The organism is Ochrobactrum sp. AN78 (genome assembly GCF_029909885.1).
GTDB lineage: Bacteria > Pseudomonadota > Alphaproteobacteria > Rhizobiales > Rhizobiaceae > Brucella > Brucella quorumnocens.
The window spans coordinates 59,433-85,400 of sequence record NZ_JASAMU010000010.1; the positions used below are offsets into that span (position 1 = coordinate 59,433).

Consider the following 25,968-nt stretch of genomic DNA (forward strand, 5'->3'; position numbering starts at 1 on the left):
GCTCATGGCAGCCGAACGTTATAATCCGCGCGTGGCGGAAGCACATTGGCAGAAAATCTGGGAAGAAAACCAGACTTTCGAGACAGACAACAGCGACAGCCGCGAAAAATATTACGTGCTCGAGATGTTCCCCTATCCATCGGGGCGCATTCACATGGGCCATGTGCGCAACTATGCGATGGGTGACGTGGTCGCTCGCTACAAGCGCGCCAAGGGCTTCAACGTGCTTCATCCAATGGGATGGGACGCCTTTGGTATGCCTGCGGAAAACGCGGCAATGCAAAACAACGTGCATCCTAAAGAATGGACCTATCAGAACATCGCCACGATGAAGCGTCAGCTGAAATCGATGGGTCTGTCGCTCGACTGGTCGCGCGAGTTTGCGACCTGCGATGTTGAATATTATCAGCGCCAGCAGATGCTGTTCATCGATCTGTTTGAAAAAGGTCTGGTGACGCGCAAGACCTCCAAGGTTAACTGGGACCCGGTCGACAACACCGTGCTTGCCAATGAGCAGGTTGTGGATGGTCGCGGCTGGCGTTCGGGTGCGCTGGTCGAACAGCGCGAACTGACGCAATGGTTCTTCAAGATCACCGATTTCAGCGAGGAATTGCTGGCCGGTCTCGACACGCTTGACCAATGGCCGGAAAAAGTTCGCGTCATGCAGAAGAACTGGATCGGCAAGTCGGAAGGCTTGCAGGTTCGCTTCGCGCTCGACGGCAAGACCGCGCCACAAGATTTTTCGGAAGTGGAAGTCTACACGACACGTCCAGATACGCTGTTTGGCGCATCTTTCGTGGCGATCGCCGCCGATCATCCGCTGGCTAAGAAGCTTGCCGAAACCAATGCCGATCTGTCTGAGTTTGCAGATGAATGCCGCCGCACCGGAACCTCCGTTGCAGCGCTTGAAACGGCTGAGAAAAAAGGTTTCGACACAGGCGTCAAGGTTAAGCATCCGTTCGATGAGAACTGGGAACTGCCGGTTTATGTCGCAAACTTCGTGTTGATGGAATATGGCACTGGCGCGATTTTCGGTTGCCCTGCTCATGATCAGCGCGATCTGGATTTCGCCAACAAATATGGTTTGAAGGTAACGCCGGTCGTTCTGCCAAAGGACGAGGATGCGGCGAATTTTGTGATCGGCGAGACAGCCTATACCGATGATGGCGTGATGGTAAACTCACGCTTCCTCGATGGCATGACGCCGGAAGCAGCTTTCAACGATGTCGCGAATCGTCTTGAAAAGACCGATCTTGACGGTCGTGCGCAGGCCCAACGCAAAGTGCAGTTCCGTCTGCGCGACTGGGGTATTTCGCGTCAGCGCTATTGGGGTTGCCCAATCCCGATGATCCATTGCGAAAGCTGTGGCGTCAATCCGGTGCCGCGTGCTGATTTGCCGGTCAAGTTGCCGGATGATGTCGAGTTTGACCGTCCGGGAAATCCGCTTGATCGGCATGCCACATGGCGTCATGTGAACTGCCCGATATGCGGTGGCGTAGCGCGTCGCGAAACCGACACGATGGATACATTTGTTGATTCGTCCTGGTACTATGCACGCTTTACCGCCCCGTGGGAAAACGAGCCTACAAACCGCGCGATTGCCGATCACTGGTTGCCGGTTGATCAGTATATTGGCGGCGTAGAACACGCGATCCTGCATCTGCTTTACTCGCGCTTCTTCACCCGTGCCATGAAAGTGGCTGGTCATGTCGGCATTGATGAGCCGTTCAAGGGCCTGTTCACGCAAGGCATGGTGGTGCACGAGACCTATAAGTCTGATGGCCAGTGGGTGGCACCTGCCGATATTCGCATTGAAGACATTGATGGTAAGCGCACCGCTACCATGCTTGATAGCGGTGCTCCGGTAGACATTGGCTCAATTGAGAAGATGTCGAAGTCGAAGAAGAATGTGGTCGATCCCGATGACATTATTTCTTCTTACGGTGCTGACACTGCGCGCTGGTTCATGCTGTCTGACAGCCCGCCAGAGCGCGATGTAATTTGGACAGAAGCGGGTGCAGAAGGCGCGCATCGTTTCGTGCAGCGCGTCTGGCGTCTGGTATCGGAAGCGGCACCTGTTCTGAAAGATGTTGCGCCCAAGTCGGGCATTGACGGTGATGCTCTCGCTATTTCCAAAGCTGCGCACAAAGCAGTTCAGGCTGTCGGCGACGATATTGAAAAGCTCGCTTTCAATCGTGCGGTTGCGCGTCTTTATGAATTGGTGAATGCGCTTGCAGCATCGTTGCAACTGGCTGCCTCGGGCAAGGCTGACGATCAGTTGAAGGGAGCTCTGCGTGAGGCCACCGAAATGCTGGTTCTGATGGTTGCACCGATGATGCCGCATCTGGCTGAACAGTGCCTGACTGAACTCGGCGGCAAGATCACCGGCAAGGACACGCTCGCTGCAACAGCAGCATGGCCATCGTTCGATGCCGCGATGATCGTGGAAAACGAGATCGTTTTGCCGGTACAGATCAACGGCAAGAAGCGTGGGGATTTGACAATCGCCCGCGACGCTGATCAAGCTACAATCCAGCAGGCGGTGCTCGAACTTGACTTTGTCAAGGCTGCGCTCGATGGGGGCTCGCCGAAGAAGATCATCGTGGTGCCGCAAAGGATCGTCAATGTCGTTGCCTGATCGCCTCATTTCCACATTCAAGGCTTTCCGCGTCGCAATCGCTGCTCTAGGGGCAGCGGTTCTGATCGCAGGCTGCACCGTGCAACCGCTTTATTCGTCGGGTGGTACCGGCGGCACAATCGGTGGCAGCGTCACGCCGGATATGCGCAGCAAGCTTGCGTCGATTTCAATCGACCCGGCAGGCAATGTGTTTCAGCAGCAGGTTCGTAACCGCCTGATCTTTTTGCTCAGCGGTGGGGCAGGTGAGCCTGCCACTCCGAACTATCGCCTCAGCCTGGGCTTAAGCAGCAACACGCTGAACGCGGTGAGTGTGGATATTGGCGATCAGACTGACCGTACCGGTCGTCCATCGGCTGGTATCGTCAAAGCGACATCCAATTATGTGTTGCGTGACAAGGACGGCAAGCCTCTTGTCTCGGGCACACGCACAGCGGGATCGTCATTCGATCGTCCACGTCAGGAATTTGCTAACCTGCGCGCACAACGCGATGCGACCAAGCGTGCAGCGGAAGAACTGGCAGAGCAGATATTCCTCTCACTTGCGATGCAGATGTCGAAGCTCTGAGCGGGTTAGATTTTGTGAGTTTTAAAAGGCGGCGCAATTTGTGCCGCCTTTTGTTTATGGAGCAGAGAAAACATGCGTCTCGTTTCGTTCTCGGCAAAAGGCTATCGGTCGCTTAGATCAGTCCGGTTTGAGCTTGGACAGGTTACGGTCTTTGTCGGTGAGAATGGTGCGGGAAAGTCCAATCTTTATCGCGCGCTTCAATTGGTGAAGGCAGCGGCTGAAGGTACATTCTCGAATGAGATTGTTCGTGAAGGCGGCATGCAATCGGCCATGTGGGGTGGAATTCGACGCAAGCATGAGCAGGCTCGAATCATTCTGGAAGCGGAGTTTGAAGACGAACGGCTTGCATCGTGTCTGTCTTACCGTGTTGAGGCGGGATTACCGCCACCGGTATCGGGTGCTTTTCCGTTTGAGCCGCAGATAAAGGAAGAACAGCTCAATCTCGACACCGGACGCCGCCCCGTTGATCTGATGGATCGAAAAGGACCTGCCGTCTTTGCACGAGATGGAGAAGGGCGGCGGATGGAACATCCGGCACGGCTCCTTACTTCCGAAAGTGGCCTCGCAGTCCTCGGGCAGTCGGGTCACTATCCCGAAATTGGCGATTTATCTGCTCAATTGCGGGGCTGGCGCTTTTATCATGGTTTCAGAAGTGATCGTGATGCGCCGGTGCGGCAGCCATCCATTGCTGCAACTGCTGCGATGCTGGACGAGGACGGTAGCAATCTCGCATCGGTGTTTGCGACACTCGCCCATATTCGTCAGGATACAGTCGATCTTGACCGTCTGATTGCCGATGCCTTGGAAGGCGCAAAGCTTATCATTCCGTTTCCGGAAGAAACAGCAACATTCGGTCTGAATTTTCCAGCTTTCCCACCACGTGTGTTCAGACCCGGTGAATTATCGGATGGGCAGATCAGATTACTAGCCCTGGCAGGTGCGCTTTTATCTTATCGTTTGCCGCCGCTGATTGCATTGAACGAACCAGAAGCAAGTCTTCACCCGGATATGATTCCTTCGCTTGCGAAGATGATCGCGCGAGCCTCGGAGCGCAGTCAGATATGGGTGGTGACGCATTCGGCTCGGCTTGCGGATGCAATTACGGAGCATTGTGGCAGCAGGCCCATCCGTGTTGCCAAGAACGATGGCGAGACGATATTGGGATAAACAAAAACGGCGGATCATTGATCCGCCGTTTTGCTTGATTAAGTGATCTGCCTTAAGCGATCTTCTGGCCAGTCTTCGCCCAGTCGGCAAGGAAGGTTTCGAGGCCCTTGTCGGTCAGCGGATGCTTGACGAGTGCCTTGAGCGTTGCCGGAGGTGCAGTAACAACATCGGCACCGATGAGAGCAGCTTCCTTGACGTGGTTTACGGTGCGAACCGAAGCGGCAAGGATTTCGGTGCGGAAATCGTAATTGTCGAAGATGGTACGGATTTCGGCAATCAGTTCCATGCCGTTGACGCCCATGTCATCGATACGACCGATGAATGGCGAAACGAAGGTCGCGCCGGCCTTGGCAGCGAGCAGAGCCTGATTGGCTGAGAAGCAGAGCGTCACGTTGGTCTTGTGACCGTCCGAGGTCAGAGCCTTACATGCCTTGAGGCCATCAAGGGTCAGTGGAAGCTTAATGCAGATATTGTCTGCGATCTTGGCAATGACTGCCGCTTCCTTCATGATCTGCTCATACTCTGTTCCAGCAACTTCAGCCGAAACCGGGCCCTTGACGAAGGAGCAGATTTCTTTGGTTACTTCAAGAATATCGCGGCCCGATTTCAGGATGAGGGATGGGTTAGTGGTTACGCCATCGACCAGACCCAGGTCGTTGAGTTCGCGGATTTCCTTGACGTCCGCAGTGTCGACGAAAAACTTCATAACAGCGTTCCTCCATAGTGAGCGCGGGTGTTGAGGGAAACTAAATCCATTTAATTCCCGGAAGGTGGCTTTTCTTTAGCGCAAAGCCACGCCAAGGTCACGCAATCATGTCGAAAGATTCGCACGATATTTTGGGCCTCTTTGCGGAACCCACTCCGAGTGTGGTGCCGGTGCTTGTACCCATGCCCGCTGAGCGGCCTTATTCTTATATGGTGCCGGAGGGAATGCGTGTCCAGCCCGGCTCGATCGTGCGCGTCCCGTTGGGACCGCGTGAGGTTGCAGGAATCGTTTGCGATGGCGTGACCGATGCGGTGGATGCCAAAAAGCTCCGCGCAATCTCACAGGTTTTTGATTGTCCGCCCGTGGACAGCGAAATGCTTCGCTTTATGCGCTGGGCTGCTGACTACACGCTTTCACCACCCGGAATGGTGGCGCGCATGGTGCTGCGGGCCCCTGCGGCCTTTGATCCAGAACCCGCTGTTCCGGGTCTTCGCTACAATGGCGGCGAGCCAGAGCGTATGACTGATGCTCGCGCCCGCGTCATGGAATTGGCGCGCGATGGACTCGCCTGGACACGCTCAGGCCTTGCCCATGCAGCAGGTGTCTCGCTGACTGTTGTCGATGGCCTGAAAACGCAGGGCGTGTTTGAAGAAGTGATGTTGCCTCCGCCTGCGGTGGTGGCAACACCTGACACTGATTATGCGCGAGCAGCGCTTTCAGAAGACCAGCAGGCTGCCGCTGAAATGCTGGCCGAATCGGTTGTGGCAAAGTGCTTTTCGGTTTCGCTTCTTGATGGCGTGACGGGCTCGGGCAAAACGGAGGTTTACTTCGAGGCGGTAGCCAAAGCGCTCGATCAGGGCAAACAGGTAATGATTCTCTTGCCTGAAATCGCACTCACACAGCAGTTTCTCGACCGTTTTCATGATCGATTTGGTGCAAAGCCCGCTGAATGGCATTCCGATCTTGCACCGCGCACGCGCGAGCGTGTCTGGCGACAAGTGGCCGAAGGCACGGTGCGTGTTGTGGCGGGCGCACGTTCTGCGCTGTTTTTGCCGTTCAAAGAGCTTGGGCTGATCGTTGTCGATGAAGAGCACGATCCGGCTTACAAGCAGGAAGATCGCGTTTTCTATAATGCGCGCGATATGGCGGTGGTGCGCGGACATATCGGTAATTTTCCGGTCATATTGGCATCGGCTACGCCTTCGATCGAGAGCCAGGTGAATGCCGACCAGGGCCGTTACAAGCGAATCAAGCTTTATGGGCGATATGCGGAAGCGGCATTGCCGACGCTCAAGACCATCGATATGCGGCGCTCGCCGCCGCCGCCAGGACGATTTCTTTCACCGGCACTCACAGAAGCTGTGGGAAAGACGGTGGAGCGTGGCGAGCAGGCGCTGCTGTTCCTCAACCGCCGTGGCTATGCGCCGCTAACGCTTTGCAGGGTGTGCGGACATCGCTTCCAGTGTCCGCAATGCTCAAGCTGGCTGGTCGAACATCGTTTTCGCGGTCAGCTCATGTGTCACCAGTGCGGCTATCATGAGCCAGTGCCGGAAGCGTGTCCTGAATGCGGTACGCTTGATCATCTGGTTGCTTGTGGCCCTGGCGTCGAACGTATTGCAGAAGAAGTTGCTACGACTTTTCCAGATGCGCGAATCATAGTGCTTTCGTCTGATATGGCTGGTGGTGTAAAGCGTTTGCGGCTTGAACTTGATGCCATTGCTAAAGGCGAGGCCGATATCGTGATTGGCACGCAGCTTGTGGCCAAGGGGCATAACTTCCCCAACATGACACTGGTGGGCGTGGTGGATGCCGATCTCGGGCTTGCGAATGGTGATCCGCGTGCCGCTGAGCGCACATTCCAGTTGCTCAATCAGGTCACGGGCCGCGCTGGGCGTACAGGTCGCAAGAGCTTGGGTCTTCTTCAAACCTATCAGCCGGATCATCCCGTGATGCGCGCCATCGTTAGTGGCGATTCGGAAGCATTCTACGCCCGCGAAATCGAAGAGCGGGAACGCAGTGTTTTACCGCCCTTCGGTCGTCTCGCCGCGCTTATCATTTCGGCCGATAATCGACCCGATGCCGAGAATCAGGCACGTGCACTGCGCCGTGCAGCGCCAGCGTCGCCTGAGATTTCAGTGCTTGGACCTGCGGAAGCACCACTCGCCCTTGTGCGTGGCCGGCACCGGTTCCGCATCCTCGTGCACGGAACAAAAAGAGCAGATATTCAAGGGTTTATACGCGCATTGCTCGCCGCCGCTCCCAAGGAACGCGGTTCTATCAGAGTGCAGGTGGATATCGATCCGCAGAGCTTCCTTTAGTTCTGTATCCTACAAAAACGGAGGTCAGAAAAAAGGGTTTGCATCTCTAGTGACTAGAGGATGTAGCCTTTATCCCGCGCGCTTTTTAAGGTTTTTGAAAAATGATGAGATATGACCGAACTTCGCAACAGCAACACGTAAGAAACGGTAGTCGCTTTTGGATTATCTCCCTGATTGGATTAATGATCTGGTCGCTTGCGATCTGGCTTTCCTATTCTTTTTCTGATGCTGTAATCGCCTGGATTGACAGCAATGGGCCAGCTCTGACCTCCATTGGAACAACGGTGGTCGGTAATGAGGCGAGTGCCTTGATCGGTATTTTCAAGCTTGATCAACTGGCTGGTTCTGGGGTCGCTATTCTGCGGGGTTTGCTCGCACCGGCGCTTTGGATCATATGGGTGATTGGCGCGGCGATTATTCTCTTCATTCCGTTAATTGCAGGGCGCATCGCCAAATTACGCAGCTCCAATAAGCACTGAACGTCTGCGGTTCGGTCTGACTGCTGTGTCGTTGCCGGTTAATATACTGCGTAGTGATCGACCTGATCGGTTTTCGGTCGCGCAAAACTGGGTTATAGCCAAGCAGTTCAGATTGAGGGTGAAACGCAATGGAATTTTATCTTCCCGCCACAACCGGCGAATGGCTCGCATGGAGTGCGGCGGTTGTAACCGCTTTTGCTGGCATCGTTATGCTTTTCGCACCGGGCATCACCATGAAACTGATGCGGCTTCAACCGATCAATGCGCGCCCGGAAGCTTATAGCTCCATTCGTGCCGTGCTGGCTGGTCCTTATCTGGGGATAGGGCTTGGCTGCCTCATTTTTGCACAGCCATTTTTGTGGGTCGTTCTTGGCGCTGCGTGGGGATTTGCGCTGTTCGGACGTTTCATTTCGATGATGTCGGATAAGGGGGCAACTTTCTATAATATTGTCGCTGCCGTTATCGAGTTTGCGCTGGCTGCCGGACCTTTGCTTTATGCTTTTGGCTTTATCCGCTGAAGTCGGATTGATGCGCTAAAGAGCACCTTGCTGTATTAGTGGGCTTGGTTAGTACTTTTCTAACCTAAAATTGCGGCAAAACTTACGCAAAAGTGCGGGATTCGCGTGTTGCGAGTCTGGTTCGTCTATGCTAGACGGCAATCACATTTCGGTGTTGTCGCGCTCGCGCGTCAGGGGTTACCCGGAAACATTCAATAAAATCATCTGCTTGGCCTTTCGGTCCTGCCGAATTCCCAAAAAGATGGTTTCAACGTAGAGAGCAGGTTTTTCGTGGCAGAAACGTCTTCGCTCATTTCAGGTGTCGCACAGCGCTACGCCGGATCGTTGTTTGAGCTTGCGCTCGACGCTAAATCCGTTGCTGCTGTGGAAAAAGATCTTGGTCGTTTCGAGGCGCTTCTGAGCGGAAGCGAAGACCTGAAGCGCCTGATTTCCAGCCCGGTCTTCTCTGCTGAAGACCAGCTTCACGCTATTAGCGCGATTGCTGACAAGGCTGGCATCAAGGGTCTGGTCGGCAATTTTCTGCGCGTCGTCGCGCAAAACCGTCGCCTTTTTGTGCTGCCGGGCATTATTGCCGCTTTCCGTGAGATTGCAGCTGAACATCGTGGTGAGATTTCCGCTGATGTTATTTCTGCGCACGCATTGACTGCCGCGCAGCAGAACGAATTGAAGGCAACGCTGAAGGGCGTCGCCGGCAAGGACGTGACGATCAATGTCACCGTCGATCCGTCGATCCTCGGCGGTCTTATCGTCAAAATGGGTTCGCGTCAGATCGACACGTCCCTTCGCACTAAACTTTCTTCTCTCAAGCTTGCACTGAAAGAGGTCGGCTGATGGACATCCGCGCCGCGGAAATTTCCGCTATCCTGAAAGAGCAAATCAAGAACTTCGGCAAGGAGGCTGAGGTCTCCGAAGTCGGTCAGGTTCTGTCCGTCGGCGACGGTATCGCCCGCGTTTACGGTCTGGACAATGTTCAGGCTGGCGAAATGGTCGAATTCCCTGGTGGTATTCGCGGCATGGCGCTTAACCTTGAAACCGACAATGTCGGTGTGGTTATTTTTGGTGCTGACCGTGACATCAAGGAAGGCGACGTCGTCAAGCGTACCGGCGCGATCGTCGACGTTCCAGTCGGTCCAGGCCTGCTCGGCCGTGTTGTCGATGCTCTCGGCAACCCAATCGACGGCAAAGGCCCTATCGTTGCTACTGAACGTCGCCGCGTCGACGTCAAGGCACCGGGCATCATTCCGCGTAAGTCGGTTCACGAGCCAATGTCGACCGGCCTCAAGGCTGTTGACGCTCTGATCCCGGTTGGCCGTGGTCAGCGCGAGCTGGTCATCGGTGACCGTCAGACCGGCAAGACCGCGATCATTCTCGATACCTTCCTTAACCAGAAGCCAATCCACGACAACGGCCCAGACAAAGAAAAGCTTTATTGCGTCTATGTCGCTATCGGCCAGAAGCGTTCGACTGTTGCTCAGTTCGTTAAGGTCCTCGAAGAACGCGGCGCTCTCGAATATTCCGTCGTGATCGCAGCTACTGCTTCTGATCCGGCTCCGATGCAGTACCTTGCGCCATTTGCAGGCTGCGCGATCGGTGAATATTTCCGTGACAATGGCCAGCACGCTCTGATCGGCTATGACGATCTTTCCAAGCAGGCTGTTGCTTACCGTCAGATGTCGCTCCTGCTTCGTCGTCCTCCGGGCCGTGAAGCTTACCCAGGCGACGTTTTCTATCTGCATTCGCGTCTTCTTGAACGCGCTGCAAAGCTCAACGACGAAAACGGTGCTGGCTCGCTGACGGCTCTGCCGGTCATCGAAACGCAGGGCAACGACGTTTCCGCGTTCATTCCGACCAACGTGATCTCGATCACCGACGGCCAGATCTTCCTCGAAACCAACCTGTTCTATCAGGGTATCCGTCCGGCTGTTAACGTCGGTCTGTCGGTTTCCCGCGTTGGTTCGTCGGCTCAGATCAAGGCCATGAAGCAGGTTGCAGGCTCGATTAAGGGTGAACTCGCCCAGTATCGTGAAATGGCAGCATTTGCTCAGTTCGGCTCGGATCTTGATGCTTCGACGCAGCGTCTGCTTAACCGCGGTGCTCGCCTGACCGAACTTCTCAAGCAGCCACAGTTCTCGCCGCTCAAGACGGAAGAACAGGTTGCCGTGATTTACGCTGGCGTGAATGGCTATCTTGATAAGATCGCCGTCAACCAGGTTGGCAAGTTCGAAGCAGGTCTTCTTTCTTCGCTGCGCACCGAGCACAAGGATGTGCTGGATGCGATCCGCGATGAAAAGGCACTCACCGACAACATCAAAGCAAAGCTCAAGGCAGCGGTCGACGCGTTCGCCAAGTCTTTTGCTTGAATTTTGTGACGGGATGAACGGATGCCTTCACTAAAGGATCTGAGAAACCGTATCGCCTCGGTCAAGGCGACGCAGAAAATCACCAAGGCGATGCAGATGGTCGCCGCGGCGAAGCTGCGCCGTGCCCAGGAAGCTGCGGAGGCTGCACGGCCTTACTCGCAGCGCATGGGTGCCGTCCTCGCTAATATCGCGCAAAACGTGAGCGGCGAAGACGCACCGGCATTGATGGCTGGTACGGGCAAGGACGACGTGCATTTGCTCGTCGTCGCGACTGCAGAACGTGGCCTTTGCGGCGGTTTCAACAGCCAGATTGCGCGTCTTGCGCGTGATCATGCTCGTAAGCTCCTCGCTGAAGGCAAGACGGTCAAGATTCTCACCGTTGGCAAAAAGGGCGCAGACATTCTGCGTCGTGAATTTGCCTCGCTGATCATCGACCATGTCAATTTGCGTGAAGTCAAACAGCTTGCTTTCGTGCATGCCGACCAGATCGGCCACAAGGTGATTGAGCTGTTTGAACAGGGCGCATTTGATGTCTGCACGCTGTTCTATTCCGAGTTCAAGTCGGTAATCGCACAGATTCCGACCGCGCAGCAGCTCATTCCAGCTTCGGCTGGTGATGTTGCGCAGGCGGATACTGCAGGCGATGCGATTTATGAGTACGAACCTGATCCTGCGGCGATCCTGAGCACGCTGATCCCGCGCAATATTTCGGTCCAGATTTTCCGCGCTCTGCTGGAAAATGTGGCGGGCGAAATGGGCGCGAAGATGAGCGCAATGGACAATGCGACGCGTAATGCCGGTGACATGATCAACAAGTTGTCGATCACGTATAACCGTCAGCGTCAGGCTCAGATCACCAAGGAACTGATCGAAATCATTTCGGGCGCGGAAGCGCTTTAGAGTTAAGGTTCATCGCATGATCTTCCCCGAAAAGTCTGCAACTTTTCGGGATCATGCTAACGGAAGGTAAAGGATCGATGGCAAAAGCAGCGACCCCGAAAACTACCGCCGCGGCCGAAGCGAAGCCAGCAGCGGCCAAAGCTCCAGCCAAAAAGGCTCCAGCCAAGACTGCTCCAGCTAAGGCAGCTGCCGCTCCTAAGGCAGCTGCGACCGGTGCAGTGGGCAAGATCACTCAGGTCATCGGCGCTGTTGTCGACGTACAGTTCGAAGAAGGTCAGCTCCCGCTGATCCTCAACGCTCTGGAAACCGACAACCTGGGCAGCCGTCTGGTTCTTGAAGTTGCACAGCATCTGGGCGAAAACACTGTTCGCACGATTGCTATGGACTCGACCGAAGGTCTGGTTCGCGGCCACGAAGTGCGCGACACGGGCAACCCGATCATGGTTCCGGTTGGCGAAGAAACGCTCGGCCGTATCATGAACGTTATCGGTGAGCCGGTTGACGAAGCTGGTCCGATCAAGACGACTGCACGTCGCGCGATTCACCAGGAAGCTCCTGAGTATATCGAACAGTCGACCGAAGCTGAAATCCTCGTAACGGGCATTAAGGTTGTTGACCTTCTCGCTCCTTACGCAAAGGGTGGTAAGATCGGTCTGTTCGGCGGCGCAGGCGTTGGCAAGACCGTTCTGATCATGGAACTGATCAACAACGTTGCTAAAGCGCACGGCGGTTACTCCGTATTCGCAGGCGTTGGTGAACGTACCCGTGAAGGTAACGACCTTTACCACGAAATGATCGAATCGGGCGTTAACAAGCTCGGTGGCGGTGAAGGCTCCAAGGCCGCACTCGTTTACGGTCAGATGAACGAGCCTCCGGGTGCGCGCGCTCGCGTTGCACTGTCGGGTCTGACGGTTGCTGAAAACTTCCGTGACAAGGGCCAGGACGTTCTGTTCTTCGTGGACAACATCTTCCGCTTTACGCAGGCTGGTTCGGAACTCTCGGCACTTCTGGGCCGTATTCCTTCCGCAGTGGGTTATCAGCCAACGCTGGCAACCGACATGGGCCAGATGCAGGAACGCATCACCACGACGACCAAGGGTTCGATTACCTCGGTTCAGGCAATTTACGTTCCTGCCGACGATTTGACCGACCCTGCACCGGCAACGTCGTTCGCTCACTTGGATGCGACCACGACGCTTAACCGTTCGATCGCTGAAAAGGGTATTTACCCGGCTGTGGATCCACTTGAATCCACGTCGCGTATGCTCGATCCGATGATTGTTGGTGAAGAACACTACGCAGTTGCACGTCAGGTTCAGTCGATCCTTCAGCGCTACAAGTCGCTTCAGGACATCATCGCCATCCTCGGCATGGACGAACTGTCGGAAGAAGATAAGCTGACTGTTGCGCGCGCTCGTAAGATCGAACGCTTCCTGTCGCAGCCGTTCTTTGTTGCTGAAGTGTTCACCGGTTCGCCAGGTAAGCTGGTTGATCTCGCCGACACCATCAAGGGCTTCAAGGGCCTTTGCGCAGGTGAATACGATCATCTTCCAGAACCAGCCTTTTACATGGTTGGTTCGATTGAAGAAGCGATCGAAAAGGCGAAGAAGTTGGCTGCTGAAGCCGCGTAATGAATTGAGTTTTCGGCGGGCTTTCATGCCCGCCGCAAATGCCTGTTCATTTGTTTGAGCATGATCTTTTCCGAAAATCGGTTTCCACTTTCGGGATCAAGCTCTGGAAATTTAAGTGAGAACCATGGCTCAAGCTTTCCAATTCGAACTCGTGTCGCCTGAACGCCTTCTGCTATCCGCGCAGGTGACGGAAGTCGTCATTCCGGGCAGTGAAGGCTATTTGACGGCTCTTGCCGGACATTCGCCGTTGATGGCGACGATCATGCCGGGTGTTGTTTCGGTTAAGCTGAGCGACGGCAAGTCCGATTCCTATGTGGTTTTTGGCGGCTTTGCCGACATTACCCCACAGGGCTGCACTGTTCTGGCCGAATCGGCAACACATGTCGACGATGTTGATCCCGCCGACATTCAGAAGCGTATCGAAATCGCTCGCAAGCATCTTGAAGATGCTTCGACGAACGAACATCGCACGAAGGCAGAGATTTTCCTGCATCAGCTGATGACACTGCAGGGAACCGTATTGCCGGCCTGAAAAGGTTAGGCTTCGGCTTCCTATACCAACAATTCTTTGAAAGCGGGCCTTGGCCCGCTTTCGTTTTTTTCACGCTCTTACTGCCGGGGATTTTTCGGCCGAACCGGCGCTATGCTTTGGTTGTACCATCACGCTTGCGTGAGTTTGGTATGATCGCTTGAAAACCGTGTGCTGGCCATTTATCTCATTAATTAATTGTTAGGTCCCTAATATAAGGCTTTCACGATGAGCAGAGCAGATCTCAGTGCGGAGATGATCGACGCAATGGCGAAGGTCAATCGCAGGCTTCGCACATTGTTTGATGCTCGCGTCAAGGAGCGCGGCCTTACGCTGGCGCGCGCGCGTACTCTGCTGACGCTGATCGAACAAGAAGGCCTTTACCAGAAGGAACTGGCAGAGGTGCTTGAGATCGAAAACGCCACCATGGTTCGTTTGATCGACGGCTTGGAGCGTCAAGCTTTTGTCGAGCGGCAAGCAGTGGAAGGTGATCGTCGCGCAAAGCGCATTATGATGACCGAACAAGGCAAACAGCTCGCTGAGGAAGTCGTCAAACTTGCTGGTGATGTTCGTGCTGATTTGCTTGAAGGCATCAGTGACGAAGATCTGAGTACAGCACTTCATGTGATGCGTAAAATGTCTGACTCCATGAACAAACCACTGTAGATCGGATCGCGGTTTCGTGAACCGTCGCCCTGCCTTCGATCCACATCTGCCATTTTTTTGACATCAGCGACCGCTTAATTTCATCTCATTAAAGTTCATGGCGGAGCGTTGGAGATGCGTTACTCGTCGCAGACTGTATTTGGTCTTCTGGCCATTCTTTCCATAGCTTCGGTTCAGACGATGGATATGGGGCATGGAACACGGCATTTGTATGCAAATGCGGTCAATGACATAGGCACTGACGACGGCCTTATTTTCGATACGAGATCAACGACGGCCGTTGGCGTTAATGCCCTAGCACAAGTGCGTAATTCGTTAAGCGCAGCCTGATCCATCGGCGCTTTATTGTACTGTTAATTAAAATCCCAAGCCGTTTTGAATTTTGCTGGATGCGGGTTCGATCTTATGGTGCAAGCGTCCGCAGATAAGCCATCAATTCACTGGCCGTGTCGCTGGCGCGCTCCGGTTCACGAGATACGATAGCTTCGATCAGGGTGGCGTGGGCATTGGCAGAACCGGTTATGCCGGTCGAGGGGCGCAGTCTAAACCAGAATCTGCGGCTATGCGTTTGTAAAGGCGCTGCCAGACGTGCCGCGTAGGGATTGCTGGCTGCTGTGCCAAGCACGATATCGAATGCTTTATCCGCATCCAGAAATAGTGAAACATCTTCGGAAGGTATGGCCTGACGCATGGCGTCCGCGGCAGCCTTGAGTCGCTCGTAATCGCGCGCGCTGCCAAAACGCGCAGCATCACGCGCTAGTACCCGCTCGACACCTTCGCGCGCATCCAGAACCTTGGTGAAGTCCGTGGGATCAATTTGCGCGATAGCAATGCCAGAACGCGGACGCACCTCAACCAGTCCTTCCCAAGCCAAACGCTGGATCGCTTCGCGAATAGGGGTTCGGCCCATTCCGGTTAACTCGATCAAGGATCGTTCGTTGACGATAGCACCAGGTTCCAGCTCAAGCGTCACAATCGAGCGCTCCAGAACGCGATAGGCCTGTTCTGCGAGGCTCTCGCTGCCCCAGCTATCAATAAGAGTCGCGGTAGTTTTCGCTGTCTTGTCGTGGATGCTTGCATGTTCCATGCAGATCTAAGCCTTATAATGATAGCAATTGACAGGTTTGAACCTTACAGATATATCTGTGATATATCAATGAAGAGCGCTATGCCGTCGCAAAAATAGCAAGAATACCGATACTGAGCGATTATCATCGATAGCGAGCTTTTGGCATGGTGTCATTCCAAAAAATGGATGGACAGAACCGGTGCGAAATGCGCGAAAATAGATCAAAGTTGTAAGCTGAGGCGAATATTAGCAGACCGGTCGGGAGCCGTGCATTTATGAATTCTGATCCAAAGGGGCAACACGACATCGTCATCGTTGGAGGCGGGATCGTGGGTGTGGCCACCGCTGCATTACTGGCCGAAAAAGGTCGCGATGTTCTTGTGATCGACCGCAGCGGTATCTGCGAGGAAACAAGTTCCGGCAATGCCGCCGCCCTTGCATTTTCCGATATTCTACCAATGGCATCCAAAGGCGTCATGCGCAAGGTTCCCGGTTGGCTGATGGATCCTCTTGGGCCGTTTTCGATCCGGCCTTCCTACTTCCCGAAAATGATCCCTTGGCTTTACCGTTTCTGGCGTGCGAGCAGTGTGGAAGCGCTTGAAAAGACGACAGTCGCTCAGGGCAATATGATGCGCCTTGCCGAGAGCGAGATGCTCGGGCTGATTGATCGTGCTGGTCTGCGCGATTGTCTGCGAGAAGACGGAAATCTTGAACTTTATGAAAGCGAAACAGAGCTTGCTGCGTCGCAACCCGGATGGGATGTGCGTGAGAAGGCCGGTATTGCTTATGAACATGTACGCGCGAGCCGATTGAAGGAATTGCAGCCGGGTCTTGATGCGCGATTTGTGGCTGGCACCTTTGTTCCCGGCTGGAAAAATGTCAGCGATCCAAAACTGTTCGGTCAGGCCATCTGGGCCTATGCGGAGAGTAAAGGTGCGCGCTTCCTGCAGGCGAAGGTGGTAAATGCACAAAAGCGCAATGATGGTGCGGCTGTTCGCCTTGATGATGGTACGGAAATCAACGCATCGCACCTTGTGCTTATGGCGGGTGCGTGGTCGAAGGATATCGCCCAAGGGTTTGGCGATGCGGTGCCTCTCGATACGGAGCGCGGCTATAATACGACACTGCCGGTTGGCAGTTTCGATGTGAAGCGGCAGCTGACTTTTCCCGGTCATGGCTTCGTCATCACGCCAATGGCAACGGGTTTGCGCGTGGGTGGTGCTGTCGAATTTGGAGGCCTTCAATTGCCGCCAAACTTTGCGCGCTCAGCTGCGATGCTGAAAAAAGCCTCGATGTTTTTGCCGGGACTGAAGACAGAGGGCGGGCGACAGTGGATGGGCTATCGTCCTTCGCTGCCCGATTCCATGCCAGTTATCGGCCGCGCATCCTCAGGTGGCAATATTTACTATGGTTTCGGCCATGGTCATCTGGGTCTCACACAATCGGCAGCGACAGGGAGAATTATCTGTGATCTCATCACAGGTTTTGCGCCTGTCATCAATATTGAACCATTCAAGCCACAACGTTTTCGGAACTGACCACCATGGCAAGACATTCTTTCTTTTGCATCGACGGACACACATGCGGTAACCCAGTACGTCTGGTGGCCGGCGGTGGCCCGAACCTTGAAGGTTCCAACATGATGGAAAAGCGCGCACATTTCTTGCGCGAGTATGATTGGATCCGCACTGGTCTCATGTTCGAGCCACGCGGACATGACATGATGTCTGGCTCCATCCTCTATCCACCGACACGTCCGGATTGCGATGTGGCGGTGTTGTTTATTGAAACGTCGGGCTGCTTGCCGATGTGTGGCCATGGTACCATCGGCACCGTGACCATGGCGATCGAGCAGGGGCTTGTGACGCCCAAGACGCCAGGAAAGCTCAATCTAGATACGCCTGCGGGGCTTGTGTCCATTGAATATGAGCAGAACGGTCAATATGTGGACCGCGTCCGTCTCACCAATGTTCCGGCCTTCCTTTATGCGGAAGGGCTGGAAGTGGAATGCCCCGATCTGGGGCCTCTCAAAGTAGATGTCGCATATGGCGGAAACTTCTACGCAATTGTTGAGCCGCAAGAAAATTACACGGACATGCAAGATTATTCCGCGTTGCAGTTCATTGCCTGGAGCCCGGTGCTGCGCGAGCGTTTGAACGAGAAATATAATTTCCAGCACCCTGAGCTGCTGGACATCAATCGTCTGACACATATTCTCTGGACGGGAAAGCCGACGCACCCTGAAGCTCACGCACGCAACGCAGTTTTCTATGGTGACAAAGCGATTGATCGTTCGCCTTGCGGCACCGGCACTTCGGCCCGAATGGCGCAGCTAGCGGCCAAAGGAAAGCTGAAACCAGGTGATGATTTCGTGCATGAATCCATCATTGGATCGCTGTTTCACGGTCGGGTGGAGCGTGCTGTGGAAGTGGCTGGAGGCAGCGGAATCATCCCGTCCATTGCTGGTTGGGCACGCATGACAGGCTACAATACCATCTTCATTGATGACCGCGATCCGTTTGCGCACGGATTTACTGTTGCGTAAAACCGGTACGGTAGGCAAAAATAGGGGGAAACTCCCTATTTTTTGTCTGTGACGCAGTGGGGAAACTATGGAATAAACGGCCCTGGGTAGGAGAAAAAAATATATACAGGGCCCTTCTTAGGGGACATAACTAGTTTGTGGAGGAAGGAAGTCATTAGTCTTTTGTCTGAGACAAAAGGGGCTTGCATTCCTTTATACAGCCGTTAGGTGTAATTATCCGGGAAAAAATGAAGTCGCACGAAATAATGATGCGGCAATAAAACCGGGTAGAGTAAAATGGGTGGCTTCTAGATGGAATATTTCTTCCAGCAGGTGATCAACGGGCTTGCGCTCGGGTCGATCTATGGCCTGATCGCCATCGGCTATACGATGGTCTACGGCATTATCGGCATGATCAACTTTGCGCATGGCGATGTCTTTATGCTCGGCGCCTTTATGGCGCTGATTGTTTTTCTAATCATCACAACATTCATAGGAGCGCTGCCGATCGCGCTCATGCTGCTTCTTATGATGGTTGTCGCAATGGTGCTGACGGGGCTCTGGAGTTGGACGATCGAACGGGCGGCCTACCGGCCTCTGCGTGGGTCGTTTCGCTTGGCGCCGTTGATTACAGCAATCGGTATGTCCATTGCATTGTCCAACTTCGTTCAAGTGACGCAGGGACCGCGCAACAAGCCGGTGCCACAGTTGCTCAACGGCTCCTACAGTATCTTTGGAACCGATGTGACGATCTCGCTTAAGCAGATTGTGGTCATTGTGGTGACGGCGGTTCTGCTGACGATCTTCTGGTATATCGTCAACCGTACATCGCTTGGGCGTGCGCAGCGTGCCTGTGAACAAGATCGTAAGATGGCGGCACTTCTCGGCATCAATGTCGACCGCGTGATTTCGCTGACCTTCGTTATGGGTGCGATGTTGGCTGCTGTTGCTGGTACGCTTTATCTCTCCTTCTACGGCGTGATTTCGTTTGCTGACGGGTTCATCCCCGGCGTCAAGGCGTTCACTGCTGCTGTTCTGGGTGGGATTGGCTCACTGCCGGGTGCTGTTGTCGGTGGTCTGCTGATCGGTCTCATTGAGGCATTGTGGTCGGCTTATTTCTCGATCGATTACAAGGATGTTGCTGCGTTCTCGATCCTTGCCATCGTTCTCATCTTCATGCCGTCCGGCATTCTTGGCCGTCCTGAAGTCGAAAAGGTGTAATCATGGCCGTACAAACAGGTTCACGCCCGGATTCCCTTTTTGCCCGGGCTATTCGTGAAGGGTTCATTGCCGGTCTTGTGGCATTGGGGCTTTTCATTCTGATCGTCGGTTTTAAAACCGAACAGAATATCAACAATGAGCTGGTGCTGCAGCAGCGTTGGGGAGCGCTCGCGATCCTCGTTGCGATGGCTGCTTTCGGGCGCTTTGGCTTTATCGCCTTCCTGCAGCCCTGGCTTGAAGCACGAAAGTTTGCGAAAGCGAGCCGCCCGACGGTTGTAGCCGGAAGCCCGTCTTTCTTCCGCAGGCATTTTTCGCAGTTCGGCGTCGTGTTTCTCTTCGTTTACCCGATCCTGATCGTCAGCATGCTTGGTTGGCAGGGATCGCTTAAGTGGGTCGATAACTTTGGCGTTCAGATCCTTATCTATGTGATGCTAGCATGGGGCTTGAATATCGTGGTTGGCCTCGCTGGCCTACTCGATCTGGGGTACGTCGCTTTTTACGCGGTGGGTGCTTATTCCTACGCGCTGCTCTCTTCTTATTTCGGCCTGTCCTTCTGGATGCTGTTGCCGATTGCAGGCATTCTGGCTGCAACGTGGGGCGTTATCCTGGGTTTCCCGGTCTTGCGTCTGCGCGGAGACTATCTGGCTATCGTGACGCTGGCATTCGGTGAAATCATCCGGCTTGTGTTGATAAACTGGACGGATCTGACCAAAGGAACGTTCGGTATTTCCGGCATTGCCAAGGCAACCTTTTTTGGTCTGCCTTTCAATGCCAGCAAGGATGGCTTCGCAGCATATTTCGGTCTGACCTTCTCGGCCGCCCACTACAAGTTCTTCCTTTACTATGTGATCCTCATTCTCGCCCTGATCACGGCTCTGGTCACGATCCGTCTTCGCCGCATGCCTGTGGGTCGTGCATGGGAAGCACTGCGTGAAGATGAAATCGCTTGCCGTTCGCTCGGGATCAACACCACCACGACCAAACTCACCGCCTTTGCGACGGGTGCGATGTTCGGTGGTTTCGCCGGTTCCTTCTTTGCTGCCCGTCAGGGCTTCGTAAGCCCTGAATCATTCGTGTTCCTTGAGTCCGCTGTCATTCTCGCCATCGTCGTTCTGGGTGGCATGGGGTCGCTTGTCGGTATCGCCATTGCTGCGATTGCGATGATCGGTGGCACGGAAATCCTGCGCGAGATGGGCTTCCTTAAGGCCATCTTCGGTCCAAATTTCACGCCTGAACTTTACCGCATGCTGATCTTCGGCCTTGCCATGGTGGTTGTCATGGTCTGGAAACCACGCGGATTTGTCGGAAGCCGAGAACCAAGCGCGTTCCTTAACGAGAAGAAGATGGTGTCGGGTGCCTTTACCAAGGAAGGGCATGGCTGATGGCGGAGACAAAAAATATGGCTGGCAATGGTTCGAAAGACACCATTCTTACAGTTGAGCATCTGTCGATGCGCTTTGGCGGTCTCGTCGCAATCAATGATCTGAGCTTCGATGTGAAGCGCGGGGACATCACGGCGATCATCGGTCCGAACGGTGCGGGCAAGACGACTGTCTTCAACTGCATCACCGGCTTCTACAAGCCGACCGGCGGTATGCTGACGATGAACCGTAATACCGGCGAGAAGTTCCTTCTAGAACGCTTGCCTGATTTCAAGATCACGCAAGTGGCACGTGTCGCCCGTACATTCCAGAACATCCGCCTGTTCTCAGGTCTGACAGTTCTGGAAAACCTCCTTGTCGCACAGCACAACACGCTGATGCGCTCCTCGGGCTATACGATCCTCGGACTTCTTGGGCTGCCGGGCTACAAGAAGGCTGCCAAGCAAGCGGTTGAAAAAGCCCGTTACTGGCTCGAAAAGATCAACCTCATTGATCGTGCGGACGATCCGGCCGGTGATCTGCCTTACGGCGATCAGCGTCGCTTGGAAATCGCCCGTGCCATGTGCACCGAACCCGAAATCTTATGCCTTGATGAGCCTGCGGCTGGTCTTAATCCGCGAGAATCAGCTGAACTCAACAAGCTGCTGCTCGATATCCGTAAGGAAACGGGTACGTCGATCCTGTTGATCGAACACGATATGTCGGTGGTTATGGAAATTTCCGATCACGTGATCGTACTTGAATATGGCACAAAGATTTCTGACGGTTCGCCGGAGAAAGTGCGTAACGATCCACGCGTTATTGCAGCTTATCTTGGTGTCGATGATGATGAGATTGCCGAGCTGATCGAAGAAGCTGACAAGCCGGGTACCGGCGATCCTGCAGACTTTATCGCAACTCAGCTTGCCGTAGAGGCAATTGAGGAAGAAAAAGCTGAGGAAGCTGTTCGTTTTGCAGGCGGATTGGCAGCCGCGCGTGACGGGAAGCCTGACAATCTGACGCTCATCAAGGGCATCGGTGCAGTCAACGAGAAGAAGCTCAACGAGCACGGCATCTATCATTTCGATCAGATTGCTGCCTGGACTGAAGCCGACATCGTTCAGGCTGAAACCTATCTCGAGTTCGACGGTCGCATTTCCCGCGAAGACTGGGTGGGGCAGGCAACCGAGCTTGCTTCTGGTCAGGCAACCGAGTTTTCAGCGCGTGTTGAAGCCGGTGATGTTCCAACGAGCCATAAGACTGCTCCCGCAAAGGTAGCCAGAACCCCGAAAGGCACAAAGAGCGCCAAAGCTCCGGCAAAGCCCAAGAAGGGAGCTGAATAATGACGGCTGAAACCATGCAAATAAAGCAACCGCTTCTGGCCGTCGAAAAGGTCGAGACCTATTACGGCAACATCCGTGCGCTCAAGGGTATCGACCTGACTGTCAACGAAGGTGAAATCGTAGCGCTTATTGGCGCCAACGGTGCTGGCAAGTCCACGCTGATGATGACCATCTTCGGTTCCCCGCGTGCGAGCACAGGCCGTATTCTCTTCGGAGGCAAAGACATCACGTCGATGCCGCCACATGAGATCGCAAAGCTCCGGATCGCGCAGTCGCCGGAAGGTCGCCGTATCTTCCCGCGCATGACTGTTCTTGAAAACCTTCAGATGGGCGCCAGCCTCGATCACCAGCAATATTTCGAAGAAGATGTTGCGCTGATGTTCGATCTATTTCCGCGTCTGAAAGAGCGTATCACACAGCGTGGCGGGACTCTTTCAGGTGGCGAGCAGCAGATGCTGGCAATTGCCCGTGCACTGATGGCGCGTCCGAAGCTTCTGCTTCTTGATGAACCGTCGCTGGGCCTTGCTCCACTGATCGTCAAGCAGATCTTTGAGGCGATCAAGGAACTTAACCGTACGCAGGGCTTGACCGTGTTTCTCGTCGAACAGAATGCCTTTGGTGCGCTGAAGCTCGCGGATCGCGGCTATGTTATGGTCAATGGATCAATCACGATGAGCGGCGCGGGCCGCGAACTGCTGGCTGACCCGGAAGTGCGTGCTGCCTATCTCGAAGGCGGAAGGCATTAAGGAGAAAAATCATGCAGGGAATTCTCTACGAAGAACCGTCATTCTGGTTGTTTTTTCTCATCACCTGTCTTCTGGGCGGTTGGGCGGCCTGGATGACCGGTCGTGCCTGTGCGCAGACCTGGCGGACTTATCCGCAGCTGCTGCTCTATCTCATCCCTTTGGGTGCAGCGGTCCGGTTCATCCATTATGCCTTGTTTGAAGGCACGCTGCTTTCGCTGCACTATTATCTGGTTGATGTGATTGTGCTGATGATCATCGGCACGGTCGGGTTTCGTTATACCCGCACCAAGCAAATGGTGCGCCAGTATAACTGGCTTTATGAAAAAGCTTCGCCTCTCAGCTGGAAGGCAAAATAATTCAAAGCTTCGCCGTTACGCGGCGGAGCTTTTTTAAAAAGATCACGCTGAAAAACAGGTTCAGCGTAGATATTGCTGGCTAATCAGCAAGATAATAAGGCGATGCAAAAACATCGTTTCGGGGTAACTATAATCGGGAGTTCAAGTAATGAAGAAATCGCTTTTCTCAGGCGTTGCTCTTGCAGCGGTGATGGCTTTCAGTGGCTCGGCTTGGGCAGATGTACTGTTGGGCATCGGCGCACCGCTGACCGGTCCAAATGCTGTTTATGGTGCTCAGATTCAAAAGGGTGCTGAAGCGGCAGTCAAGGAAATCAACGATGCCGGCGGCATCAATGGCGAAAAGATCGCGATCTCGCTCGGTGATGACGTTTCGGATCCGAAGCAGGGCATTTCGGTTGCCAACAAGTTCGCTGCTGACGGCGTAAAATACGTTATCGGCCACTTCAACTCCGGTGTTTCGATCCCGGCATCTGAAGTCTATGCTGAAAACGGCATTCTCGAAATTTCACCGGCAGCAACCAACCCGGTCTATACAGAACGCGGTCTGTGGAACACGTTCCGTACCTGCGGCCGTGACGATCAGCAGGGCATCGTTGCCGGTCAGTATATCTTCGACAACTTCAAAGATGCCAAGATTGCTGTGATCCATGACAAGACACCTTATGGTCAGGGTCTTGCCGACGAAACCAAGAAGAAGCTTAACGAACTTGGCGCAAAAGAAGCACTTTATGAAGGCGTAAACGTCGGTGAAAAAGACTTCTCCGCTCTTATCGCCAAGATGAAGCAGGCTGGTGTGACGGTTGTTTACTGGGGTGGTCTCCACCCAGAAGCTGGTCTCATCATCCGTCAGCTCGCTGATCAGGGTCTGAAAGCCCAGTTCATCTCGGGCGACGGTATCGTGTCGAACGAACTGGCTTCGATCGCAGGTCCTGCTGTTGAAGGTACGCTGAACACGTTTGGTCCGGACCCACGTAACGCCCCAGCCAATGCTGAACTCGTCAAGAAGTTCCGCGATGCTGGCTTTGAACCAGAAGCCTATACGCTCTACTCCTATGCAGCGGTGCAGTCGCTGGCAGGCGCAGCTAAGGCTGCTGGCAGCAATGACCCACAGGAAATTGCCAAGGCTCTGCGAGAAAAGGGGCCATTCCCAACCGTTCTGGGCGACCTTGCTTATGATGAGAAGGGTGACCCCAAACTCCCAGGTTACGTAATGTATAAGTGGGAAAAGGGTGCTGACGGGAAATATAATTACATTCAGCAGTAATATTCATTCAGCATTGTTGCGTTAAGCTAAAGAATGCCCGGACATGTGCCGGGCATTTTTATTTCATAAAATCTATAGTCGCATGAAGTCATGCGAAAAAAGCATCATAATTAGATAATAATGTGGGTAGACAAGCGCAACATAAGCCATTCTACCTATCACAACGATATTGTTCGGTGTAAACCACGGTGAGCAATTTGTTCCCTGGAGGAGGGGTGAGGGCATGTCGCGATCTGATTAAGACAGCGCAACGCTCTGACATTTTGAGTTTACGCGCATCTTTTCCGAAAGCCGTTTCACTGTTTTCGGGGGCGCTCTAATGGGAGTAATTGAAATGAAGAAGTCCTTATTCTGTGGCGTGTGCTTTTCTGCTCTTGTCGCGATGGGCGGAGCGTCTTTCGCTGATGTGCAGCTGGGCGTTGGTGCGCCCTTGACCGGCGGTCAGGCTGCCTACGGCGATCAGATCAAGCGTGGCGTTGAAGCGGCTGTCGCAGAAGCAAATGCTAAGGGCGGCATGAATGGAGAGCAGATCACCATCGTTTATGGCGACGATGCTGCCGACCCACGTCAGGGTATTTCGGTTGCAAATAAGTTCGTCGGCGATGGCGTGCAATTCGTAATTGGTCATTTCAATTCGGGTGTCAGCATTCCGACATCGGATATTTATGCTGAAAACGGCGTACTGATGATTGCGCCAGGCACCACCAATCCGACCTTCACCGAGCGGGAATTGTGGAACACTTTCCGCACCTGCCGTCGCGACGACCAGCAGGGCATCGTTGCGGGCAAGTACATTGCTGACAATTACAAGGACGGCAAAGTCGCAATTCTGCACGACAAGACGCCTTATGGTCAGGGTCTTGCCGATGAAACGAAGAAGTCACTTAATGCCAATGGCAAGGAAGAGACGCTCTACGAAGGCATCAATCAGGGTGACAAGGATTTCTCGGCTCTGATCTCCAAGATGAAGGCCTCAGGCATCACTGCCGTTTATTGGGGCGGCATGCATCCGGAAGCAGGCCTGATTATCCGCCAGATGGCTGATCAGGGCCTGAAGGCTCAGTTCATTTCGGGTGATGGCATCGTGTCGAACGAACTGGCCTCTATCGCTGGTGATGCAGTGTCGGGTGTTCTGAACACATTTGGTCCAGATCCGCGTGACGACGCAGCCAATGCCGATCTGATCAAGGCGTTCCGCGACAAGGGGTTTGAGCCTGAGGCCTACACCTTCTATGCATATGCGGGTGTTCAATCGCTGGTGGATGCGGCCAATGCGGCCGGAAACAATGACCCGCAGTCAGTTGCCGAAGCCATGAAGAGCAAAGGTCCGTTCAAGACCGTGCTGGGCGATGTATCCTATGATGCAAAGGGTGATCCAAGCCTTTCGCCTTATGTCATGTTTGAGTGGCGCAAGGGAGATGACGGCAAGTATAACTACTTCCAGAAGAAATAAGGCTGATTGAGGCAGACTCAACCGCCTGATGGGGTGCTGAACAGTGTTCAGCTAGCTGAATGTATTATTTATTCAGTAACATTGTGCAGATTGCCTCATATATTAGCATATTTTGCTTTAAATTTCAGCAGATTGCCCGACTTTTGGTCGGGCA

The 25,968-nt window shown here is 54.0% G+C and carries 24 protein-coding genes; 22 read left to right on the forward strand and 2 right to left on the reverse strand.

Translation table 11 applies throughout. The features are described 5' to 3' along the window. The first annotated feature begins 4 nt into the window (after positions 1-4). From leuS to QBD00_RS17455, 3 genes are all read left to right on the forward strand, one after another. Positions 5-2,638, forward strand: a complete 2,634-nt coding sequence (leuS, locus tag QBD00_RS17445) for a leucine--tRNA ligase (RefSeq protein ID WP_318580115.1) — start codon at positions 5-7, stop codon at positions 2,636-2,638. Next, positions 2,625-3,203, forward strand: coding sequence for an LPS assembly lipoprotein LptE (gene lptE / locus QBD00_RS17450; RefSeq protein WP_318580116.1), 579 nt, complete (start codon positions 2,625-2,627; stop codon positions 3,201-3,203). Before leuS ends, lptE begins: the two co-directional genes overlap by 14 nt. Positions 3,204-3,275: 72 nt before the next feature. Further along, complete coding sequence (locus QBD00_RS17455) at positions 3,276-4,370, forward strand: AAA family ATPase (protein ID WP_318580117.1); 1,095 nt, start codon at positions 3,276-3,278, stop codon at positions 4,368-4,370. Between the two features lie 52 nt (positions 4,371-4,422). Here the strand turns inward: QBD00_RS17455 and fsa are convergent, their stop codons facing one another. Continuing rightward, on the reverse strand, positions 4,423-5,076 hold the full coding sequence (gene fsa / locus QBD00_RS17460) for a fructose-6-phosphate aldolase (RefSeq protein WP_007876832.1): 654 nt from the start codon (positions 5,074-5,076) through the stop codon (positions 4,423-4,425). 107 nt (positions 5,077-5,183) lie between these two features. Here fsa and QBD00_RS17465 point away from each other — a divergent pair, with 107 nt between their 5' ends. From QBD00_RS17465 to QBD00_RS17510, 10 genes are all read left to right on the forward strand, one after another. Beyond that, positions 5,184-7,394: a primosomal protein N' gene (locus tag QBD00_RS17465; protein WP_318580118.1), complete on the forward strand. Its 2,211-nt coding sequence runs from the start codon at positions 5,184-5,186 to the stop codon at positions 7,392-7,394. 182 nt (positions 7,395-7,576) lie between these two features. Next, a complete protein-coding gene (locus tag QBD00_RS17470) occupies positions 7,577-7,873 on the forward strand; it encodes a hypothetical protein (RefSeq protein WP_318580119.1) in 297 nt (98 codons plus the stop codon). 128 nt (positions 7,874-8,001) lie between these two features. Next, a complete protein-coding gene (locus tag QBD00_RS17475; RefSeq protein ID WP_095447397.1) occupies positions 8,002-8,391 on the forward strand; it encodes a DUF4345 family protein in 390 nt (129 codons plus the stop codon). Between the two features lie 270 nt (positions 8,392-8,661). Then, complete coding sequence (locus QBD00_RS17480; protein ID WP_095447396.1) at positions 8,662-9,222, forward strand: F0F1 ATP synthase subunit delta; 561 nt, start codon at positions 8,662-8,664, stop codon at positions 9,220-9,222. Further along, positions 9,222-10,751: a F0F1 ATP synthase subunit alpha gene (gene atpA, locus QBD00_RS17485; protein ID WP_024895799.1), complete on the forward strand. Its 1,530-nt coding sequence runs from the start codon at positions 9,222-9,224 to the stop codon at positions 10,749-10,751. Before QBD00_RS17480 ends, atpA begins: the two co-directional genes overlap by 1 nt. Before the next feature lie 21 nt (positions 10,752-10,772). Beyond that, positions 10,773-11,651 (forward strand): F0F1 ATP synthase subunit gamma, encoded by an 879-nt coding sequence (locus QBD00_RS17490; RefSeq protein ID WP_095447395.1) that lies wholly within the window; start codon positions 10,773-10,775, stop codon positions 11,649-11,651. A 77-nt stretch (positions 11,652-11,728) separates the two neighbouring features. Next, positions 11,729-13,282: a F0F1 ATP synthase subunit beta gene (gene atpD, locus QBD00_RS17495; protein ID WP_318580120.1), complete on the forward strand. Its 1,554-nt coding sequence runs from the start codon at positions 11,729-11,731 to the stop codon at positions 13,280-13,282. Positions 13,283-13,406: 124 nt separating this feature from the next. Beyond that, entirely contained in the window at positions 13,407-13,814 is a 408-nt protein-coding gene (locus QBD00_RS17500) for a F0F1 ATP synthase subunit epsilon (protein ID WP_318580121.1), read from the forward strand. 225 nt (positions 13,815-14,039) lie between these two features. Next, positions 14,040-14,477, forward strand: coding sequence for a MarR family winged helix-turn-helix transcriptional regulator (locus tag QBD00_RS17505; RefSeq protein WP_095447392.1), 438 nt, complete (start codon positions 14,040-14,042; stop codon positions 14,475-14,477). A gap of 114 nt (positions 14,478-14,591) precedes the next feature. After that, positions 14,592-14,807, forward strand: coding sequence for a hypothetical protein (locus tag QBD00_RS17510; RefSeq protein WP_191793437.1), 216 nt, complete (start codon positions 14,592-14,594; stop codon positions 14,805-14,807). Between the two features lie 73 nt (positions 14,808-14,880). Here the strand turns inward: QBD00_RS17510 and QBD00_RS17515 are convergent, their stop codons facing one another. Further along, a complete protein-coding gene (locus QBD00_RS17515) occupies positions 14,881-15,564 on the reverse strand; it encodes a GntR family transcriptional regulator (protein WP_318580122.1) in 684 nt (227 codons plus the stop codon). A gap of 257 nt (positions 15,565-15,821) precedes the next feature. Here QBD00_RS17515 and QBD00_RS17520 point away from each other — a divergent pair, with 257 nt between their 5' ends. The 9 genes from QBD00_RS17520 (at position 15,822) to QBD00_RS17560 (ending at position 25,814) form a co-directional block, all read left to right on the forward strand. After that, positions 15,822-17,084 carry an NAD(P)/FAD-dependent oxidoreductase gene (locus tag QBD00_RS17520; protein WP_095447389.1) on the forward strand — a complete coding sequence of 421 codons (1,263 nt, stop codon included), beginning with the start codon at positions 15,822-15,824 and terminating at the stop codon, positions 17,082-17,084. 5 nt (positions 17,085-17,089) lie between these two features. Then, positions 17,090-18,091: a 4-hydroxyproline epimerase gene (locus tag QBD00_RS17525; RefSeq protein ID WP_318580123.1), complete on the forward strand. Its 1,002-nt coding sequence runs from the start codon at positions 17,090-17,092 to the stop codon at positions 18,089-18,091. Between the two features lie 291 nt (positions 18,092-18,382). Further along, entirely contained in the window at positions 18,383-19,291 is a 909-nt protein-coding gene (locus tag QBD00_RS17530) for a branched-chain amino acid ABC transporter permease (RefSeq protein ID WP_094505617.1), read from the forward strand. Between the two features lie 2 nt (positions 19,292-19,293). Next, positions 19,294-20,673: a high-affinity branched-chain amino acid ABC transporter permease LivM gene (gene livM, locus QBD00_RS17535; RefSeq protein ID WP_318580124.1), complete on the forward strand. Its 1,380-nt coding sequence runs from the start codon at positions 19,294-19,296 to the stop codon at positions 20,671-20,673. Positions 20,674-20,690: 17 nt separating this feature from the next. Then, positions 20,691-21,995: an ATP-binding cassette domain-containing protein gene (locus QBD00_RS17540; RefSeq protein ID WP_318580158.1), complete on the forward strand. Its 1,305-nt coding sequence runs from the start codon at positions 20,691-20,693 to the stop codon at positions 21,993-21,995. Continuing rightward, positions 21,995-22,741: an ABC transporter ATP-binding protein gene (locus QBD00_RS17545; RefSeq protein ID WP_318580125.1), complete on the forward strand. Its 747-nt coding sequence runs from the start codon at positions 21,995-21,997 to the stop codon at positions 22,739-22,741. Before QBD00_RS17540 ends, QBD00_RS17545 begins: the two co-directional genes overlap by 1 nt. A gap of 11 nt (positions 22,742-22,752) precedes the next feature. Further along, positions 22,753-23,097: a DUF6867 family protein gene (locus QBD00_RS17550; protein WP_024895786.1), complete on the forward strand. Its 345-nt coding sequence runs from the start codon at positions 22,753-22,755 to the stop codon at positions 23,095-23,097. Between the two features lie 148 nt (positions 23,098-23,245). Further along, a complete protein-coding gene (locus QBD00_RS17555; protein ID WP_095447385.1) occupies positions 23,246-24,361 on the forward strand; it encodes a branched-chain amino acid ABC transporter substrate-binding protein in 1,116 nt (371 codons plus the stop codon). Between the two features lie 334 nt (positions 24,362-24,695). After that, the gene (locus QBD00_RS17560; protein WP_095447384.1) at positions 24,696-25,814 is read left to right on the forward strand and encodes a branched-chain amino acid ABC transporter substrate-binding protein; all 1,119 of its coding nucleotides are present in this window, start codon (positions 24,696-24,698) and stop codon (positions 25,812-25,814) included. Positions 25,815-25,968: the final 154 nt, after the last annotated feature.